Source organism: Clostridium sp., assembly GCF_050717535.1.
Classification (GTDB): Bacteria; Bacillota; Clostridia; order Clostridiales; family Clostridiaceae; genus Clostridium_AD.
This window is the reverse complement of sequence record NZ_JBOITM010000091.1, coordinates 41799-61481: the sequence shown is the minus strand read 5'-3', so window position 1 is coordinate 61481 and position 19683 is coordinate 41799. Positions and strand designations below refer to the sequence as shown.

Annotated in this window: 21 protein-coding genes; all 21 read right to left on the bottom strand. The window is 31.6% G+C overall.

Features of this window, described 5'->3' with window-relative positions:
* Positions 1-224: 224 nt before the first annotated feature.
* Positions 225-1508 (bottom strand): uracil permease, encoded by a 1284-nt coding sequence (gene uraA / locus ACREVU_RS20190; RefSeq protein ID WP_431553393.1) that lies wholly within the window; start codon positions 1506-1508, stop codon positions 225-227.
* 95 nt (positions 1509-1603) lie between these two features.
* Entirely contained in the window at positions 1604-2140 is a 537-nt protein-coding gene (gene pyrR / locus ACREVU_RS20185) for a bifunctional pyr operon transcriptional regulator/uracil phosphoribosyltransferase PyrR (protein ID WP_431553392.1), read from the bottom strand.
* Between the two features lie 178 nt (positions 2141-2318).
* Entirely contained in the window at positions 2319-3236 is a 918-nt protein-coding gene (locus tag ACREVU_RS20180) for an RluA family pseudouridine synthase (protein ID WP_431553391.1), read from the bottom strand.
* Positions 3237-3683 (bottom strand): signal peptidase II, encoded by a 447-nt coding sequence (lspA, locus tag ACREVU_RS20175; RefSeq protein WP_431553390.1) that lies wholly within the window; start codon positions 3681-3683, stop codon positions 3237-3239.
* 191 nt (positions 3684-3874) lie between these two features.
* The gene (locus ACREVU_RS20170; protein ID WP_431553389.1) at positions 3875-4480 is read right to left on the bottom strand and encodes a TraR/DksA C4-type zinc finger protein; all 606 of its coding nucleotides are present in this window, start codon (positions 4478-4480) and stop codon (positions 3875-3877) included.
* 97 nt (positions 4481-4577) lie between these two features.
* On the bottom strand, positions 4578-5384 hold the full coding sequence (gene aroF, locus ACREVU_RS20165) for a 3-deoxy-7-phosphoheptulonate synthase (protein ID WP_431553388.1): 807 nt from the start codon (positions 5382-5384) through the stop codon (positions 4578-4580).
* 11 nt (positions 5385-5395) lie between these two features.
* Positions 5396-6088, bottom strand: a complete 693-nt coding sequence (locus tag ACREVU_RS20160; protein WP_431553387.1) for a 5'-methylthioadenosine/adenosylhomocysteine nucleosidase — start codon at positions 6086-6088, stop codon at positions 5396-5398.
* A gap of 125 nt (positions 6089-6213) precedes the next feature.
* Positions 6214-6837: a DivIVA domain-containing protein gene (locus tag ACREVU_RS20155; protein WP_431553386.1), complete on the bottom strand. Its 624-nt coding sequence runs from the start codon at positions 6835-6837 to the stop codon at positions 6214-6216.
* A gap of 15 nt (positions 6838-6852) precedes the next feature.
* On the bottom strand, positions 6853-7626 hold the full coding sequence (locus ACREVU_RS20150) for a YlmH family RNA-binding protein (RefSeq protein ID WP_431553385.1): 774 nt from the start codon (positions 7624-7626) through the stop codon (positions 6853-6855).
* A 20-nt stretch (positions 7627-7646) separates the two neighbouring features.
* On the bottom strand, positions 7647-7907 hold the full coding sequence (locus tag ACREVU_RS20145; RefSeq protein WP_431553384.1) for a YggT family protein: 261 nt from the start codon (positions 7905-7907) through the stop codon (positions 7647-7649).
* Positions 7908-7977: 70 nt separating this feature from the next.
* A complete protein-coding gene (locus tag ACREVU_RS20140) occupies positions 7978-8424 on the bottom strand; it encodes a cell division protein SepF (RefSeq protein ID WP_431553383.1) in 447 nt (148 codons plus the stop codon).
* Between the two features lie 2 nt (positions 8425-8426).
* Positions 8427-9098, bottom strand: a complete 672-nt coding sequence (locus ACREVU_RS20135; RefSeq protein ID WP_431553382.1) for a YggS family pyridoxal phosphate-dependent enzyme — start codon at positions 9096-9098, stop codon at positions 8427-8429.
* A gap of 172 nt (positions 9099-9270) precedes the next feature.
* Positions 9271-9984, bottom strand: coding sequence for a DUF881 domain-containing protein (locus tag ACREVU_RS20130; RefSeq protein ID WP_431553381.1), 714 nt, complete (start codon positions 9982-9984; stop codon positions 9271-9273).
* A gap of 12 nt (positions 9985-9996) precedes the next feature.
* On the bottom strand, positions 9997-10335 hold the full coding sequence (locus tag ACREVU_RS20125; protein WP_431553380.1) for a small basic family protein: 339 nt from the start codon (positions 10333-10335) through the stop codon (positions 9997-9999).
* Between the two features lie 10 nt (positions 10336-10345).
* Positions 10346-11065: a DUF881 domain-containing protein gene (locus ACREVU_RS20120; RefSeq protein WP_431553379.1), complete on the bottom strand. Its 720-nt coding sequence runs from the start codon at positions 11063-11065 to the stop codon at positions 10346-10348.
* A gap of 52 nt (positions 11066-11117) precedes the next feature.
* Complete coding sequence (locus ACREVU_RS20115) at positions 11118-11924, bottom strand: cell division protein FtsQ/DivIB (RefSeq protein WP_431553378.1); 807 nt, start codon at positions 11922-11924, stop codon at positions 11118-11120.
* Positions 11925-12184: 260 nt separating this feature from the next.
* The gene (gene spoVE, locus ACREVU_RS20110; protein ID WP_431553377.1) at positions 12185-13297 is read right to left on the bottom strand and encodes a stage V sporulation protein E; all 1113 of its coding nucleotides are present in this window, start codon (positions 13295-13297) and stop codon (positions 12185-12187) included.
* Positions 13298-13316: 19 nt separating this feature from the next.
* On the bottom strand, positions 13317-14270 hold the full coding sequence (gene mraY, locus ACREVU_RS20105; RefSeq protein ID WP_431553376.1) for a phospho-N-acetylmuramoyl-pentapeptide-transferase: 954 nt from the start codon (positions 14268-14270) through the stop codon (positions 13317-13319).
* Positions 14267-15754 carry a UDP-N-acetylmuramoyl-tripeptide--D-alanyl-D-alanine ligase gene (locus ACREVU_RS20100; protein WP_431553375.1) on the bottom strand — a complete coding sequence of 496 codons (1488 nt, stop codon included), beginning with the start codon at positions 15752-15754 and terminating at the stop codon, positions 14267-14269. The genes mraY and ACREVU_RS20100 overlap by 4 nt, the downstream gene beginning before the upstream one ends.
* On the bottom strand, positions 15755-17200 hold the full coding sequence (locus tag ACREVU_RS20095) for a UDP-N-acetylmuramoyl-L-alanyl-D-glutamate--2,6-diaminopimelate ligase (RefSeq protein ID WP_431553374.1): 1446 nt from the start codon (positions 17198-17200) through the stop codon (positions 15755-15757). It lies immediately after the preceding gene.
* A gap of 260 nt (positions 17201-17460) precedes the next feature.
* Entirely contained in the window at positions 17461-19650 is a 2190-nt protein-coding gene (locus tag ACREVU_RS20090; protein WP_431553373.1) for a stage V sporulation protein D, read from the bottom strand.
* Positions 19651-19683 lie beyond the last annotated feature (33 nt).

Here is a 19683-nt window from a genome sequence, read left to right as displayed (position 1 = left end):
CGCCGACTTCCTTCAGATTCCGTCTCGCGATGGACACCCTTGTCTTAAGCTATGCACTTGGCACTATTAACCCGTGCTAGGGACTTTCACCCATTAGATTGCGCCCATGCCGGGCGCACAATAAAAGTGCCAGAATTATTTCTGACACTTAATTTTAAAAATTTTAAGAATCCTATAAATTTTCAGTAGCAAACAGCTAAAACATTAACGCATTTGGAAATCCATTAATTATCTCCTGACTTACTATTCTCTGGTAAAACTAAGTTCAATATTATTCCTACTAGGGTTGCTAGTGCTACCCCTGCAAGTTCAAATTCTATTCCTAAGAATGGAAAATTAATACCGCCTCCACCAATACCTAAAACTATTATCACTGAAGCAATTATCAAATTTCTTTTTTTACTAAAATCAACCTTATCTTCAACAAAAATTCTAAAACCAGAAGACGCAATTATACCAAACAACATTACACTAACTCCGCCAATTACAGGTAGTGGAATATTACCAATTACTGCAGAAACCGGTCCAAGGAAGGATAATATTATTGCAATTATTGCAGCTCCTCCAATAACCCAAACACTATATACCTTCGTGATTGCCATAACTCCTATGTTTTCACCGTAGGTAGTATTTGGAGGTCCACCTACAAATCCTGCAAACATTGTAGCAACTCCGTCTCCTAAAATTGATCTATGAAGCCCTGGATCTTTTGTAAAATCTTTTCCTACAACATTGCTTGTAACATACACATGCCCAATATGTTCTGCTAGAGTTACAAAAGCTACTGGAGCCATAAGCATAATAGCATTTATGTTAAAGGTAGGCAAAACAAAACTTGGAAGTGTAAATAACTTTGCTGCGCCTATTTCTGTTATAACTTCTTTTGGAATTATTCCAAGGTATAGTGCAAGTATATATCCCACTACCATGGAAATTAAAATCGGCACTACACCGAAAAAGCCTTTAAAATACATAGTACCAATTATTGCAATTGCAAGAGTTACCATTGATACTAGTATCCAGGTTCCTCTAGCTACACCTTCAAGCGCTGGTGTTGTAAAGGATGAATTTAACCCCGCCCAATTTATTGCAGTGCCAGCGAGACTTAGTCCTATTACAATTACAACGGAACCTACTACCACTGGAGATAACATTTTATCTAACCATTTAGTACCTGCCAGCTTAATAATCAGTGCTACAAGTACATACATAAGCCCTGCAGCAATAATTCCTGACAGCATAGAACTTTGTCCATATGCCTTTGTGGCTACACCCATGGGTCCTATAAAAGCAAAGGATGACCCTACATATGCAGGAAGCCTGGCTTTTGTACATAAAATATATAGTAATGTTCCAACGCCACTACAAAACAGTGCAATTGACGGACTAAGACCTGTAAGCATTGGTACCAGAATAGTTGCACCCACCATTGCAAACAAGTGCTGTAAACTTAAGGGAATAGTCTTTATTATTGGTAATCTCTCATTAACATCTATAAAATCTTTCATTAGTTCCTCCTTTTAGGCTCTCGGCCTATTTTAAAAGATTATTTATCTTCTTCTAAGCTATTTATCTTCTTCTAAGCTATTTATTTTCTTCAAAGCTATAGTTCAAATATACTTACTGCATCTTCTCCATCAATTTCTATAAGTTCAACTGAAATCATTTCTTTACCTGAAGTAGGTATATTTTTTCCAACATAATCTGCTCTAATAGGTAATTCTCTGTGCCCTCTATCTACTAAAACAGCAAGTTGTATCATTTGAGGCCTACCATTAGCTATTATTGCATCAATTGCAGCCCTAGCAGTTCTTCCAGTATATAATACATCATCTACTAAAATTATTTTTTTATCCTTTACACTTATACCTAAATCTGCATTATTTAATACTGGTTGCTCGTTTATTGATGTAAGATCATCTCTATATAGGGTAATGTCCACACTACTTACTGGAACTTTATTCCCTTCGATTTTCTCTATTAAGTCAGCAATTCTTTCTGCAAGTGGTACACCACGCCTTTTTATTCCTATGAGTACGATGTTTTCTATTCCCTTGTTTTTTTCAATAATTTCATGTGCTACCCTTGTTAATGTTCTTTTTATAGCTTTTTCATCCAGTAAAACTGATTTAAATTCCATAACCTGGCCCCCTAACCAATAGTATTATTCAATTTCAAAATATTAAAAAAGCCCTTACCCAAAGGGTAAAGGCATACTATACACTAATAATAGTATCGCTAACTTTATCCTTATGATCTCTCCGGAACATTTAAAGGTATAAATATTATACTATAAGCATGATACCACATAATCTGCGCTATTTCAACTCGTTTCTTAGTTTTGTTATTATTTTTTCAAAATAAGCTGGAAGAGGTGAACTAAATTCAATGTATTCATGAGTACTTGGGTGTATAAATCCAAGCCTCTTTGCATGAAGAGCCTGGCCTTTTAAATGAAACCTCTGCTTTTTAAAACCATATACCAAGTCACCAACTAAAGGATGTCCTATGTTAGCCATGTGTACTCTTATTTGGTGAGTTCGACCTGTTTCTAAGTTACATTCTACTAAGGTATGACTAGCAAATCTTTCTATTACTTTATAGTGAGTAATAGCTTTTTTACCGTTTTCTACCACACCCATTTTTATTCTATCATTAGGATTTCTTCCAATTGGTTTATCAATTGATCCTTTATCTTGTTTAATTATGCCTTCTACAAGAGCTACATAACTTCTTGTCATTGTATGATCCTTAAGCTGCAATGCAAGGCAATTATGTGCATTATCATTTTTGGCCACCACTAAAGCTCCAGATGTGTCCTTATCGATGCGATGCACTATTCCAGGTCTTAGTACTCCATTGATACCTGATAGGTCTGTGCAATGATTTAACAGTGCATTAACTAGGGTACCAGTATAATTTCCTGGTGCTGGATGAACCACCATGTCCTGCGGTTTATTAATTACAATTACGTCGCTATCTTCATATAAAACATCTAAAGGTATATCTTCTGCCTTTACATTTAACTCAACTGGATCTGGTATAGATAATGTAATTACTTCTTCAAGTTTTAATTTATAATTGCTTTTTCTACACTTCCCATTTACAAGTGCGTTTTCCCCTTCAATTATTCCTTGAATATGTGATCTAGATTTATTTTCAAATTTGCTAGCTATAAAAACATCTAATCTTGTACCAACTGAATCTTCCTCAATTTTAAAATCAAAATTCTCCATCTATATCTCTTCCTTTACTATAGAAATTGCCAAAATCAAAGTACCCACAACTACTAACATATCTGCTACGTTAAAAGTTGGGAAATAATATGTATCCTTATAATGAATTAAAATAAAGTCTACTACGTATTTATAAAATACTCTATCATATAAATTTCCCAGAGCTCCACTTATAATTAGTGCAAAGCTTATTCTTGTGAATTTTGATTTTGGCTTGTATTTAATAATATAATATATCATTCCCGCTACAATTAGTAGGGTAAATAAAGCTAGCAATATTAATTTATCTTGTAAAATTCCAAAAGCTGCTCCTCTATTCTCCAAATATTCTAATTTGAAAAAACCCTTAATTAATGTAATTCCATTATTATCTTTCAAAGAACTGAGGGCCCAAACTTTAGCTAATCTGTCAAATAGTAAGCCTAAAAAAATAATAAGCATCTCCATACCCTACCCCCTAATTAATAAAGCGAAAAAAGTATATATTGCTACAAATAGTTTTTTTCAAACTAAATAATTTCAAACTCATTTTGTGCAATATATTCTTTTTCCATCTTCTTTAAAATATTCTTTCTCAATTTAATGCTTTCTCAATTTAATACTTTCTTAATTTAATTGTTTACTAATTTAATTGTTTTTTAATCTGGCAGCTGATTTTTATATTGCTGGTTACTTATTTTCTCTATTGACTCTACATAACCGCCTTCGTCGTCGTCATCATAATACTCAATAATGTCATCTATTTCATTAAAGCGATCTACTACCATAAAAGTATCTTCAGCTTTTATACCTACTTCATCACCAATACTACTATATCTAAAAGGTATACCCAATACATCTTCTTCCACGCATCTATCATTTTGGGGCGCAGGTTTTTTATTATTTATGTCATTTTCACATCTCACACAGTTTTCTGCGTAAGGTATAAATTCTAATCTTTCCTCAATTATATCCTTTCCACAACTTTTACATTTACCATAAGTATTATCTTCAATGCTCTTTAGTGCATCTCTAATCTTTTTCATAATTGTAATTTCATTTTGCTTGAGTGCTATGCCTCTTTCCATGTCAAACAATTCAGTAGCAGTATCTGAGGGATGATTGTCAGAAAATGATAACTCCGTTGCCATTTCACTATTGGAATTTCCAACCCCATTTTGCTTCATTTGAACTATAAGTTGGTTTACCCGTTGCTGTTCATTTATTAATTTATTCTTAAAATATTGCAATTTTTCCTTATCCATGATAACAGCTCCTCTAGTTATTAATATATTATAGAGTTATGTTTTCTCATGGAGCGAATTTTATTACATTTATTTAATAATACTTAAAATTATTTTATTATTCACTAAAAATTTTCTCAAATTTTCTTGTAGTTTTTACTATTTCGTCCACTGTGCCTATTGAAACTGTTTGTTTAGCATCGGATATAGCCTTGTCAGGATTAACATGGCTCTCAATAATTAAACCATCTGCACCAGCAGCTATTGCAGCAAGAGACATCTTTGCTACCAGTTCTCGTCTTCCCGTGCCATGACTTGGATCAACAATTACTGGAATACGGTAATTTTGTTTAATTACAGCAACAGCACTTAAATCTAATGTATTTCTTGTATATGTTTCAAATGTTCTAATACCTCGCTCACAAAGCACAACATTTTCATTACCACTAGCCATAATATATTCTGCAGCATAAAGCCACTCGGATAGAGTTGCACTCATTCCTCTTTTTAATAAAATAGGTGTTTCTAATTTTCCAACCTCTTTTAGTAAACTGTAGTTGTACATGTTTCTTGACCCTATTTGTAACATATCAGCATATCTAAGCACTAAATCTATATCCTTAGAATCCATAACTTCTGTCACTATTGGCATATCAAATTCATCACCAACACTTTTAAGTATCTTTAAACCTTCCTCCTTATACCCTTGAAAATCGTAGGGTGAAGTTCTTGGTTTAAACGCTCCACCTCTTAATATATGTACACCTGATTTTTTTAGTCCACTTGCTATGGCATGCATATTGTCGTAGTTTTCAACAGAACAAGGTCCTGATATTATTACCTTTTCTTCTCCACCAATAACTACATCTTTAACTTTTACTAATATATCTAATCCACTATTCTTATGTACCAATAACTTTTTCATTTAAAAGACTCCTAAATTAGTTTTAACATATTGTTCAAAATGCTAGTAGCATTTTCAACAGCAATATCCTTGAATTTTTCATAATCCATATGAGCTCCATTATTTGCATTGTCAGATATTGATCTAATAACAATAAATGGGACTTCATTTAAATAGCATACTTGAGCAATACTTGCACCTTCCATTTCACAAGCCAAACATTCAAACTCAGAATTCAACCACTTTATTTTATCTACACTGCCAATAAATTGATCTCCTGAAACAATTCTCCCTGTAAAATGATTATGTCCTTTTATACCATCACATGCCTTGGTTGCAATTTCAATTAGTTTCTTATCGCATTTAAAATCAAAAGTATCCAGTCTTGGTATCTGTCCTATTTTATCACCAAATACCGTGGTATCCATATCATGCTGCACTAAATTTTCTCCTATTACAACATCTCCAGGATATATATTATCTTTAGTTCCACCTGCAATACCAATATTTATAATACATTCCACATTAAAATCATCGATTAATATTTGTGTACAAACTGCAGCATTAACTTTTCCAATACCACTAGTAACTATAACTACATCTTTATTATGTATTGTTCCCAAACTAAATTTCATTTTAGCCTTAACTTCACTTTTCTTAAAATCCATATCTTTAAGTAAAGATTCCACTTCTTCACTCATTGCTCCAATAATGCCTATATTCATTTGCCCTCTTCCTCCCGTTGCTACTATAAAGTACATATCAATTATTAAATTGAAAGTGCCTAATATATTATAGCACATTTGCTACATAAAAAATCTCACCCAATGAGTGAGATTTTTTTATGTTTTTACTCTTTTGCAAAAAAGCTTTTTATTTCTTCCATGTCTTGGGTATTAAAATCTTTTTCATCAATGTTTTTCAGTGTTAGATTAGAATATTCTGATTCTGCAATACTCTTTTCTTCTACTTTTTTAGCATTACTAACATCGGCAGTCTCATTACCCACATTATAGTTTTTAAAATAATCACTTTCTAATCCTTCAAACATCTCAATCTGACAATTCATAAAACCCCTAAATTTTGTTCTAAACTTTGCAAATTCTTGCTTAGTTTTATCATACTCATCATTTATCTTAAGTACATCGTCATGAGCCTTATCTACCATTCTTTGTGAAGAGTCATTAGCACTTCTAATAATCAATTCTGACTCCTTTTGAGCAGAAAATTTTGCTTGTTCTGCTGCATTTTGAGCGAGTACTAAAGTATTTTGAATTGTAGCTTCTATTTTAACATGATGATCTAATTTTTCTTGTAAAAAACTTGCTTTTTCTCTTAGTGTTGAATTTTCTTTGTACATAATTTCATATTCTTCAGATATCTTATCTAAAAATTCATCAACTTCATCAGCATTGTATCCCCTTAAGCCCTTTTTAAACTCTTTATTATTAATATCCATGGCTGTCATTCTCATTTTGATTCCCCCTACCTAAATATATCTCAATATTGCAACTTTCAAACGTTCCTTTTGAGTTGTTCCTATAATATCTGCAATCTTTAATTTTCCATATCCCCTAATTGTTAAAGTATCATTAGTTTTGATAATTTTATCTTTTTTTACGCATTGCAAATAATTTACTAGTATTTTGCCGGCTCCTATTAATGCCACTGAATTACTTCTTGAAACATTGCAAATCGCCGCAACCATGCCATCAAGGCGAAGTGAGGTAGATATAATAACCCTCTCTTCAAATTTTCTTTCTGGTAGCTCTCGTAGCTTATAATCATAATCGCTAACTCCGCAATGACAATTCCCTATGTCATTCAAATTACTAATTATATAACCGCTAATGTCACTACAAACTGGTGCATAACATACTCCATCGCTAATTATTAAGTCACCTAATTTTTCTCTTTTAATCCCTAGTGACATTATTGCACCTAAATAATCCTTATGCGCAAGTGTGACAAACTTCGAATTATTACTTATTTTCAATAAGTTTATTGGATATATTAGTGGTTCATCAAAGGCAGAAAAAGCTAATATTCTTCTATCTGCATCTTTAAATATACCATTTGTAAATGATTTTACTTTATGACTTTCACAGATATCTGAAATTTGAGTCCATACATCCGGAGATAGAAACTCATTAATAAATACAATTTTATTAGTCTTTTCAGCTATAATCATTTTACTATATATATTAGAAATCAAATTCTTATCTTCGTGATTTATACTATTTAAAAAATAATTTTTATCCATTTAATTCTTCCTTTAATGTATTATAATATTGCAAATAAGACTCTTCTTGCAACCATTATAATAGCAAGAGCAATTATTGGTGAAAAATCTATCATAGTGTTTGAAAAATATTTTTCTTGAATTTTTCTACCAGGTTGCAGCAGAGGCCTCGTAATTGTATGGACTATTTCTATAAATTGGTTTGTACGTCCTGCATATACCCACGATAAAATAACTTCAATTAATATTGCGTACTCTAAAATATTAAAAATACTATTAATTACTCTAAGCAAAATCAGCAAAATTTATAACCTCCTATATTTCCATTATGTAGATAAGAATTATTCCTAGTTATCTTGAAAATACTTCAATTTATTTATTCCAATTGAAAATTCCTTTTGAACTTAGCTCGCTTTTTAATTCATTATTAACTTCTACATTAGAAGGAGATATTATATAGACTCCTTTTTCGATTTGTTGGAGTTCACCACCTAAGGCATAACATGCTCCTCCAATAAAGTCTAATAATCTTTGTCCAGTTCTAGATTCAAGCCCTGTAGTGTTAACTACTACTATTTTTCTAGATTTCAAATTATCACTAATTGTAGTTGCTTCGTCAAAATCTTCTGGTTTTATAATAACAACTTTTGTAGCTGCTGTGGTATGAATGTTTACTACTTTACTTTGTTTTTTGTTTGCAGTCATAAGTGACTCAATATCCACATTATCCTCCTCATTTTCTATTTCTTCAACTTCCTCATAATCATCCTCTGCCATACCTAAAAAGCCCATAACCTTATTTATTACTTTACTTGCCATTATTATACCTCCAGTTTTTTATAATCTCTTTTTCCAAATATTCTTGATCCAAGTCTTATCATGTTAGCTCCCTCTGCTAGTGCAATTTCAAAATCACCACTCATACCTAATGATAAAAATTCCATAGAAACATTTTTATATTTAGTCTTTTTCAGATTATCAAATATGCTTTTCATCTCTGCAAAGTACCTACTACAATGCAACGTATCCCCAATTGGAATTGTAGCCATTAGTCCTTTAATTTTTATGTAATTACACTGCTCACAGGCTTTTATTAGAGAATCCACTTCATCTACAGCAATACCTGTCTTGCTGTCTTCATTTCCTATATTAATTTGAATTAGCAGGCTAGCGATTTCATCCTGCTCCGCATATTGTTTTTCGATTTCCTTCAATAAGCGTATACTATCTAAAGAATGAATAAGATGAACTTTACCAACAAGATATTTTACCTTATTCCTCTGAAGATGTCCTATAAAGTGCCATCTAATACCCGGACCCACGTTATCATATTTTTCCATTAATTCTTGTACTTTATTCTCTCCAAAATCTCTAGCTCCTGCAGCATATGCTTCTTTTATTTCATTTACTTGTCTGGTTTTAGAAACGCATACTAGTGTTACATCTTTTGGAATTTCTTTTTTTATTTCACAATAAACCTCACCAATATCCAAGTACTTATGCCTCCTTGCTGTTCTCCATTATACAAAATAACTATAACTATTTTGCACTATTTCCACTTCTAATGTTAAATTCTTCATTTAAAAGAAAAACCCTTCATTTTTTTATAATTTTTATGTTTTTATATTTTTATATTTTTATATTTTTATATTTTTTTTAATCCTATCATTTCTTTTCATTTGCAATACTCATGTACTTATACTTAAAATCACCAGTATAAGCTAATATTTCTATATCATCCGTCTTAACAATGCTAATCTTAACTTGTCTTAACTTTAATTCCTTTGTATGTATGGATTCTAGTGTTAAATAATTGTACAACACATCTTCATTACCTATAGCATTAATATTGAATGGAGCTACAATTTTAACTCCATTTAATTTAATGGGGGCTCCCCAACATAATGCATAATTATTATAAATAATTCTTTCCCCATTAACAGCAATAGCTTCTGCTCCTGCATTTTGCAGGTCATTTATCACTTCAGCAATATCAGCATCATGAATTAACTGTCTACTACTAAACTCCTCAATATTAGTATTACCATCATCTAATATTATTTTGATCCCTGAACCTTTAACATCAGTCTTACCTATAATAATATTGTTACTACTAACTTCTTTTTGAATTTCTTCTAAAACCTTGAATTTTTTAACATCACCACTATCATATTTCTTAAGCTTTGAAGAAGCATTATAATATTGTTCTTTTAAATTATTCACATCAGAATATAATTTGCTTCTCTCATTATAAGCTTCATTATATTGCTTTACATCCAAAAAATCACTTTTTCCGTCAAATCCAATATTCATAGCTATAAGAAGTCCTATGATTATTGATGCAATAAAAACAAATATGGTAGCTTCATTATTTTTCATTTAATCACCTCATTAATGAGATTTAGCTTTGTCTATTAAAAGACGTCTTATAATTGCAAAATTGTCAAATATTCTTCCTCCAAATACAATAACTGCAGCCAAATAAATTGGGATTCCTAATTTATCTCCTAGATAAACCATGGCTACGGCCAATGCTGCATTTCCAAAAAAGCCTGATACAAAAATATCTGCTCTGAAGTTCTGAGATATTGATCCTCGAAGCGCTCCAAAAACAGAATCTAAACATGCAAAAATTGCTACCGAAATATAAGGAGAAAATTTAATTGGAATATCTATATTCCATACAATTCCTAATATAACTCCTATTAACAATCCTACAAAAGCAACCATTTAATCACCTCTATTTTTTTTCTATTGGTTTAGCAAAGTCAAATTTATATGTTTTATTATATTTAGGAATTATAATTTTGTCTGATTCTTCCATTGTTATAGTGCAAGTCTCGTTAAGTGATTGTGGAATTGCTCCTGCAAAGCTAATAGCACCTTCTAATAAGCCCTTATTCCCAATTGCTTTAACTGTAACTCTTTTACTATAAGAGATTCTTTCATCATTTATAATGATAGCATTACCTGCATTTCTTATACCACTACGAGTAGTTAACCTAATGTCATTTATTGAAATTGCTTCAGCATCTGCTGCATTTAATGTATTTACTATAAGAACTAAATCTGTATCATTTATACGCTGATCCTCAGGACTGCTTCCAAAAATATCACTTTTGGGAGTAATATATATTGTTATACCTTCACCTTTTACTTCGGTACCTCCAGTGAGTATTCTTGTTTCTTCTAATTCTTTATACAATACTCCACTTTCTTCATCTCTTCCCTTTGCTGCAGTTTCATATTCAACTGTCTTAGTTTCTAACTCGTCAATCTTCTTTTGAAGTTCTACCTTGCTCTTTTTTAGTTGCTCATTTTCAGTTATAATTTCTGGTGTATTACTCTTAGTATCAACTACTGAATTTTGTTTGCTTATCATTTTAAACTGGTAAGATACCATAAATCCTAATAATACACATATAATACCAATGGACATTTGAGATTTAAACTTCTTCATGGGTTTCCTCCTTGCTACTCTCTAGGGAAGATTAATAATTGCTTTTCTACCGCTATTGCTGTATAAACACAACTGGATTTCCAGTAAAACTAACATCTACATATCCCTTTGCGCTCTTATATTTCGGCTCCGAAATAATGTTTATTGCCTTATTAAATTTATTTTTTAAATCTTCCGTTGTTCCAAATTTAATACACATTTCTCCAGCATAAACTCTCACATCTAAAACATTACTTACATCTACCATCGTTATTTTAGTAGCACCATTAGTATTTTTATAATTCTTAGTAATATTTGTTATTTCATTGGCAATATTAATTTTTCTATTATCTTCTGATACAATTAAATCTCCTATTTGACACTTTCCATAGTCAAATCCTATTAAATTTACTAAATCCATATCTTTAATATTCTCTCTCTTTTGAAGCAAAACACCTTTGTCATCTAGGATATAATAAATATTGTTTACTTTACCATAAAATACAGCAACTCTTTCCTCTATATTTATTACAATTTTGTTAGGTAGAACTTTCTTAAAAGTTGCACCTAAAATATAGGGATTTTTAATGACTTGTTTATTACTCTCTGTAAAACTGGAATAAAAAATATTACTTCCCATTTCAATTTTAGCCGTGTCAGTGATTTCAGCTTTAGAAACAATTTTATTCCCTAAGATTTCAATAGTTGTAATATTAAAATAAGGTAATTTAAAACATAGTGTAACCAATGTAGATATCATAATTATAGATAGAAAAAATAAACGTTTTAATTTTCTTTTGTTTTTTCTTTCATATAATAATTTTTCTTTATTTTTTATAATATAATTTCCATTTTTAAGATTATCTTTTTTCTTTCCCATTCACTTCCCCGCATTCAATAATAATATTTTTAACAAACTTCAAGATTAAACCATGTGTTCTGTTATTTGTAGAGCAAATCCTGATTCAATTTATAAAAATTTCCTTTATAACTCACTTATGTATATATAATACCACTTTATTTAATTATTTTCATCTCAATTTGAATCTATTTTTGAGTATTTTTAAAAAAATTCAAGTTTTAAAATATTAATTTTAGATATAAGCATAAAAAGGCATGCATAAAGGCACACCTTGCATTTTAATTTGAATTTTTATTTACAGTTTGTCTTGACACATTTAAGAGTATACCCACAGCAAACATATTAAAAACAAGGGCTGAACCTCCATAACTTATAAACGGAAGTGGCACACCAGTTACAGGCATTGACCCAGTAACTACCGCTATATTAATAATTGCTTGAACGGCTATAACAGAGGTAATTCCAATAGCTAAAATAGTACCATACATATCTCTCGCTGTAACCGCTGTTTTAATACCACGCCATACAAAGATCACAAATAATAAAATTATAAATGCGCCTCCAATTAAACCTAGTTCTTCACCAATTATTGCAAAAATAAAATCAGTATGTGGTTCTGGTATATACAAGCATTTTTGTCTTGATTGACCGATTCCCGAACCAGTAACTCCTCCAGACCCAAGTGCCAGTAGTGATTGAACTAATTGATACCCCTCATCTTGACTATGTTCAAAAGGATTCATAAAATTCAAAAGTCTAGCCATTCTATATGAGGCAGTAATTGTTAAAACACCCACTGCTGCAACTAGTGTTGCACCTATAGCAAAAATGTGAAAAAATTTTGCCCCTACTGCAAATAGTATAATTACAGTAACAATCATTATAACTGTTGCAATACTTAAGTTTGGTTCTAGTAAAATCAAGCCTGCATAAAATCCTGAAACCAATAAGTATGGAAGTACCCCCTTAAGAAACTCCTTAACCTTTTCTCCCTTTATATCTAAGCTTTTAGCCATATAAACTACTATAGCATATTTTGCAATTTCCGAAGGTTGAAAACCTGCAAATCCTAATGGAATCCATCTCTTAGAACCGTTAACAGCTGGGCACGCAAGTACAATAAGTAAAAGTGCTATCGTAATTAGCATAATAATCCCAGTAAATCTTTTTATCACATGATAATCAACTTTAATGGCTGTAACCATAAAAACAGAGCCTATACATGCCCATAGTGCCTGTTTTTTTAAATAAAATTCTGGGTCATTAACTTTAAAAGCTGCATAATAGGAACTTGCACTATAAACCATTACCACTCCAATGGCTACAAGAAGCATTATGATTGCAAATAATACAAAATCTATTTGTCCCATCTTAGCCTTGGACTTTTTCATAATATACCTCCTTACTTAACTAATAGGAAAAGGATAGAAATCCGATTACACATAAAATCACAGTTACAATGGAGAATACTGCAACAATCTTAGTTTCATGCCATCCGGACAATTCAAAGTGATGATGAATTGGAGACATTTTAAATACTCTGTTACCTGTAGCTTTAAATACTGCAACTTGAATAATAACAGATAGTGTTTCAAAAACATATATGCCTCCTACAATCGCAACTAGTATTGGTGACTTTAATATCATTCCTACTGCAGCAACTGCTCCACCAAGTGCAAGAGACCCCATATCACCCATGAAAATTTGAGCTTTATAAGAATTGTATTTTAAGAATCCTAATAATGCACCAGCAAGAGCAGCGCAAAATATTGCAAGAGTTGGATGAAACAACATATTACTAACTAATGCAAAAAACGTCATAACTATTATTGTAACTGATGTAGCTAAGCCATCTAATCCATCTGTTAAATTTACTGCATTTGTGGTGGCTGCAAAATAGAACATAATAAAAGGCACATACCAAAACCCCAAATCAACACTTTTGTCTAAAAATGGTATCCTTATGTCCGTTCCTATTTTGATGGAAGCATAATAACCAATAAAACCAGATACTATAAGTAAAAGTAGCATCTTTTTTTTAGAAGAAAGTCCTTCATTCTTTTTATGTTTTATTTTTAGAACATCATCAATAAGCCCAATTAAGCCAAAAGCAATAAAGCAATAAAGTGCAATCATAGATTCATCGCTTGTACGTCTAACAATTATTAACATTGTTATTATTGTTGAGATCATGAATATTATACCACCCATAGTAGGTGTGCCTGCTTTTTTGAGATGACTTTTAGGTCCCTCTTCTCTTATATTTTGACCAAATTTAAGCTTATGTAACATGGGAATTAATAAGGGTCCTTGGATAATTGATAAAAAAAACGCAATTAAAACTGAATATATAATTAAACTCATCTTTCAATCACCTCTTTTACATCTATCTTTTTAATAGAAGTTGCTTCTTCTAAATGATTTATATTTCCTAGGGAATTTTTGTTCTCTAAGAAATTTTTCTTCCCTAATGAATTTATATTCATTAATTCACTAACTATTCCCTCAAACTTCATATATCTTGAAGCTTTAACTAAGACTACAGCATTTTCATCAATAATTTCTTCTAAAAAACAAGCTACTTCCTTAAAACTTTCAAAACTTTTATATTTATTTATATCATTGAATCCTTCTTTATATGCCTCATTAAATTCTCCTAAGGTAATTAACAAATCTATGTTTTTGTATTTTGCATACTCCGCAACTTGTTTATGCGCCTCAAAAGCACTACTACCTAGTTCCCTCATAGTACCAAGTATTGCAATTTTAGATTTTCCACCAGCATCGCAAAGCACATTTATGGCTGCCAGCATTGAATCTGGGCTAGCATTATAACAATCGTTTATAACAGTGAATTTTTCACCTTTTACTATGTCTAAGCGCATGGAAGTAGCTTCTAAATTTTTAAAACCTTCTGCAATTTCATCATAACTCATTCCTAATGTTTTTCCGCAAGCCACAGCTAATGTGGAATTTAGTATATTATGTCTTCCAGGTATATTCACTACAAAACTATTAGGGATTAAATTTCCTTGGTCCATCAATCTAAAGGTTATTTTATTTTCCTCAATATTTAAATTACATGCTTTAAAATCAGCCTCTGAATCAATTCCTGTTTTTATAATTTTATAGTTTGAATTACTTATATTTTCTAATAAATCGTTGTCTGAATTTACAATTAAAACATTGTCCAAGCTAAAGTAATCCGTTATCTCCATTTTAGCCTTTAAAATATTTTCTCTTGTTTTTAGATTTTCAAGATGAGACATTCCAATGTTAGTAATAATAGCAATATCAGGCTTTGCTACGTCACATAAATTATGAATTTCTCCAAAATCACTCATACCCATCTCAAGAACTGCAATATCATAACTTTTATCCAGTTTAAATATCATGAGAGGTAATCCTATTTCATTGTTAAAATTTCCCAAGGTTTTAAAAACCTTAAACTTTGTTGAGAGCACAGCTGCAACCAAGTCTTTTGTGGAGGTTTTACCTGTAGAACCAGTAATTCCTACTACTTTTAAATTTAGTTTATTTATATAAAATCTTGCCAGGTCTCTTAATGCTTTTTTAGTGTCCGCCACCTTAATTACAGATGTATTCTTAGAAAACTCTACGCTTTCAAATTTCATTTCATCAACTATGCAAATTGAAGCTCCACTTTTACTAGCCTGCACAGCAAAATCATTAGCATTAAAATTCTCGCCTTTTATAGCTATAAAAATATCATTAGTCTTTATGGCTCTTGTATCTATACTTACATTGTTATATAATCCAGTTTCACCTTTGACTATTGTTTCTCCCCCAGTTGCCTGGATTATCTCGTCATAACTAATATATTCCATCTAAAAACGCTCCTTTAAAATCTCTGAAACAATTTCTCGTTCATCAAAATGTATAGTTTTATCTTTTAAAACCTGGTAATCCTCATGGCCTTTTCCTGCAATAACAATTACATCGGAAGGAGCGGCAACTTCTATTGCTCTCCTTATAGCTGAGGTTCTATCCTCTACAATCTCAAAACCTTGTTTTTCAATACCAGATACAACATCATTAATTATTTCATTTGGATCCTCAGTTCTTGGATTATCAGAAGTTATTATTGAAATGTCACTTAACTCCGTTCCAATTTTGCCCATTATAGGCCTTTTTGTCTTATCTCTATCTCCACCACAACCAAAAACGCATATAAGTTTACCTTTTGTAAATTCTCTAACGGTTTTTAGTATGTTTTCTAGTGCATCAGGGGTATGAGCATAATCTAAAATTATCTCAAATCCCAAGTTATAGCTGTTTGCAACAAGTTCACATCGTCCAAGCACTTGTACCTTTTTAAGACCCCGCACAATAGCCGATATGTCTATTCCCAGGTGCAAGCAAACTGCTATACATCCAAGAGCATTATAAACGTTGTAATTACCTGGTATATTTAATTCTATTTCAAAAGAAGTTTCTTTATACTTTAGTGTAAATTCATTTCCCCTTGAATGCATTTTTATATTGGTGGCTCTAACATCTGCACTAGCATTTAATCCATAAGTCAATTTGCTACTGGAAATTAAATTATAAGCTCTTTCACCATAAGTATCATCAATATTGATTATAGAATTTTTACTATACTCAAATAATTTTAGTTTTGCCTTAAAATAATTTTCAAAAGTTTTATGAAAATCCAGATGATCTTGGGTTAAATTAGTGAAAATACTTTCGCAAAACTCGATTCCATACACTCTATCTAGACTTAGTGAATGTGAAGACACTTCCATAACGCAGTAGTCAGTCCCAGCATCTACCATTTTCTTGAAAAGCTCATGTAGCTCTAGTGATTCTGGAGTAGTTCTCTCTGTATGAATTTTCTGCTGCCCTATATAATTTGCTATAGTTCCAATAAGTCCAACTTTATACCCTTGCTCTTCTAAAATAGCCTTCATCATAAAAACAGAAGTTGTCTTACCATTAGTGCCTGTAATTCCTATCATTTTCATACTGCCGCTAGGATTACCATAATAATTAGATGCGCTCATGGCCAGTGCCCTTCTACTATCTTCTACTTGAATCACCGTGCAACTTAACTCTTCTTCTAATTTTCTTTGGCATACAATTGCAATAGCTCCATTGCTAATTGCATTTTGTATATACTTATGTCCATCAACTTTATATCCTTCTATACAAAAAAATACATCTCCAGCTTTAATTTTTCTTGAATCATATTGAATTTCACTTATCTCTATATCAATACTTCCTAAGATTAAATCAAATTTAATATTTTCCATAATTTTTCCTAATTTCATATTATCACTCCCTTAAATCTTCACCTTAAGTGTATTACTAACCAGCTTTCTAAAATAGTATACAGAATAAATGTGATTTTGTAAAAATAATATCAAAGCACATAAATCAAATAATAAATCCGACAGTTCAGAATTTCTGAGTGCCGGCAGCTTTTATTAAATTTATGTTACATTAAAACAAATAACAAGTCAAAGGTGCTAATGTAATGACTTGTTATCTATTTTAGTGTGCCTTATATATAGTTATACACTATATTTAACTAATCTGCCATAAGATCTAGATGCACAGTTATGGTAGTTCCTTTTTTTACTTCTGTACCCTCTTCACTTTGTTCTGAGACTACTCCACTACCAACAAATTGTACTTTTAGGCCAAGACCATTTAACATTTCACTAGCTTTATCCGGGCTATACCCTTGAATACTGGGAACCATAACCATATTACTATACTGCACATTTGTATCTGTATGTAAAATGATTTCTGTTCCTTCTTTAACTGTATAACCTGGTTTAGGTGTCATATCAGTAATAATATCTCCGTCTGTTGATAATTTAAATTTCAAATTACTATCTTTCATTATTTTTTGAGCCTCTGCTCTTTTAAGACCCCTTACCTCAGGTACAATAACATCCTTTAATAAGCTTATAGAAATTTCTGCATTAGAAGCATCAGATTTTAGTGCTAAATAATTAAAAATATCATTAAAAGCTTGTTTTGCAACTACAGTCGCAATCTGCCCACCATAATACCAAGATGGGTCTGGTTCATCAATTGAAACTAGTAGTGTTATTTGTGGGTCACTGGCGGGTGCCATACCTGCAAATGATGCAACATATTTTCCTGGCGCATAAACACCATTTATAACCTTTTGAGCTGTTCCTGTTTTTCCAGCAATATGATACCCTGCAATATATGCCTTCTTACCTCCACCGTTTTCTACAACCTGTTCTAGATAACCCCGCAATTGTTTTGCTATTGGCTCATCTATTATTTGTCTTTCATTAAAATTTGAATATGATTGTAGGACACTTTTATTGTTTAAATCATCATAAGCTACTATTTCTTTCATAACATGAGGTGTTATAAGCTTTCCTCCATTTGCAATAGCATTAAAAGCTGTTAAGTACTGAACAGCAGATAGAGTATTACTTTGACCAAAGGATGTTGTTGCTACATCCACAGCAGTCATATCTTTAGTTTTTCTAATTATCCCCAGTGCTTCTCCATTTAGATCAATACCTGTTTTTTTACCAAACCCAAACAAATAAACGTACTTATTTAGTTTTTCAGGTCCTAGTCTTCTGCCTAGTTCCATAAATCCAACATTGCAAGAGTTTTTTAATATATCCACAAAGCTCTGAGTTCCATGTCCTGTAGTTTTCCAACACTTAATCGTTCTGCCTCCAACTACAGTGCTACCATTGCAAACAAATCTATCATTATCATCAACTAATTTTTCTTCCATAGCTGCCGTAGCTGTAACCACTTTAAAAATAGACCCCGGTTCAAAAGTATCACTTACTGCCCTATTTCTCCAAGCTTTTTGATTTTCGTCAAAGGTTTTAGTAAGATCCCATGGGTCATTGGGATTATAGTCTGGTTTATTGACCATGCCTAGTATTTCTCCATTCTTAGGATTCATTGCAATTATAGTAACTGCATTTGCTTTGTTATCAATCATAGCCTGATCAGCTGCTTTTTCACAGAAATATTGAATCATCTGATCAATAGTAAGTACTACATCTTTGCCATTAATAGGCTTTGTATAATTTGATATTGTATAAGGCAAATCTTCGCTTTTTCTATCAGTTTCAGAAATTTTTATTCCAGGTACACCTGATAGATATTTATCGTAATATAATTCCACACCTGTTAATCCATTACCATCAGTGTTGGTATGTCCTAGAACATTTGCTAAAAAATTATTGTTAGGATAATATCTTTTTGTATCTCCAGTAATGACAATTCCCCTTAACTTATTTTTCGTAGAATAATCAGTGATTTTATCAGCTACATCCTTCTCCACTCTTCTCTTAAGCATTGCTGCTCCAATAACCTTTCCCTTTGCATTAGTCTGAGTCAAAATTTTTAAGACGTTTTTGGATTCCATTCCAAGTATTTTAGCCAGATCTGGCGCTATATCCTGCATAGTTAACTTGTTTTTTGTTGTGGTATCCCGAAGTGAATTAAGATCTAAGTCTACCCTAAAAACATTTGCACTTATAGCTAATTCTTTTTCATTTTTGTCTAAAATTCTTCCTCTCTGTGGCGCAATACGAACGTCGCTTGTCCACTGTAGGATTGCTTTTTCTTTATATTCCTTGCCTTTAACTATCATTACGTAGCTTAACCTACTAATTAATAGAAAAAGCAAAAGAAAAAGTATTAAAAAGACAGTAAGCATTCTACGTTTAACTATTACTTTGTCTCTATACTCCCCTTTTGCCAACTAAGTTCCTCCTTATTAATGCTTGTGAAGATA

Bases quoted from the DNA above. Each gene is read 5' to 3' on its own strand.
- mraY (WP_431553376.1), bottom strand. From the start codon at position 14,270: ATGAGTTTAATTATATATTCAGTTTTAATTGCGTTTTTTTTATCAATT.
- spoVE (WP_431553377.1), bottom strand. From the start codon at position 13,297: ATGAAAAAGTCCAAGGCTAAGATGGGACAAATAGATTTTGTATTATTT.
- ACREVU_RS20130 (WP_431553381.1), bottom strand. From the start codon at position 9,984: ATGAAAAATAATGAAGCTACCATATTTGTTTTTATTGCATCAATAATC.
- ACREVU_RS20140 (WP_431553383.1), bottom strand. From the start codon at position 8,424: ATGGCAAGTAAAGTAATAAATAAGGTTATGGGCTTTTTAGGTATGGCA.
- uraA (WP_431553393.1), bottom strand. From the start codon at position 1,508: ATGAAAGATTTTATAGATGTTAATGAGAGATTACCAATAATAAAGACT.
- ACREVU_RS20100 (WP_431553375.1), bottom strand. From the start codon at position 15,754: ATGGAATATATTAGTTATGACGAGATAATCCAGGCAACTGGGGGAGAA.
- ACREVU_RS20155 (WP_431553386.1), bottom strand. From the start codon at position 6,837: ATGAGAATGACAGCCATGGATATTAATAATAAAGAGTTTAAAAAGGGC.
- ACREVU_RS20120 (WP_431553379.1), bottom strand. From the start codon at position 11,065: ATGAAGAAGTTTAAATCTCAAATGTCCATTGGTATTATATGTGTATTA.
- ACREVU_RS20115 (WP_431553378.1), bottom strand. From the start codon at position 11,924: ATGGGAAAGAAAAAAGATAATCTTAAAAATGGAAATTATATTATAAAA.
- ACREVU_RS20095 (WP_431553374.1), bottom strand. From the start codon at position 17,200: ATGAAATTAGGAAAAATTATGGAAAATATTAAATTTGATTTAATCTTA.
- aroF (WP_431553388.1), bottom strand. From the start codon at position 5,384: ATGAAAAAGTTATTGGTACATAAGAATAGTGGATTAGATATATTAGTA.
- ACREVU_RS20180 (WP_431553391.1), bottom strand. From the start codon at position 3,236: ATGGAGAATTTTGATTTTAAAATTGAGGAAGATTCAGTTGGTACAAGA.
- ACREVU_RS20150 (WP_431553385.1), bottom strand. From the start codon at position 7,626: ATGGATAAAAATTATTTTTTAAATAGTATAAATCACGAAGATAAGAAT.
- ACREVU_RS20125 (WP_431553380.1), bottom strand. From the start codon at position 10,335: ATGGTTGCTTTTGTAGGATTGTTAATAGGAGTTATATTAGGAATTGTA.
- ACREVU_RS20170 (WP_431553389.1), bottom strand. From the start codon at position 4,480: ATGGATAAGGAAAAATTGCAATATTTTAAGAATAAATTAATAAATGAA.
- lspA (WP_431553390.1), bottom strand. From the start codon at position 3,683: ATGGAGATGCTTATTATTTTTTTAGGCTTACTATTTGACAGATTAGCT.
- ACREVU_RS20160 (WP_431553387.1), bottom strand. From the start codon at position 6,088: ATGAATATAGGCATTATTGGAGCAATGAGTGAAGAAGTGGAATCTTTA.
- pyrR (WP_431553392.1), bottom strand. From the start codon at position 2,140: ATGGAATTTAAATCAGTTTTACTGGATGAAAAAGCTATAAAAAGAACA.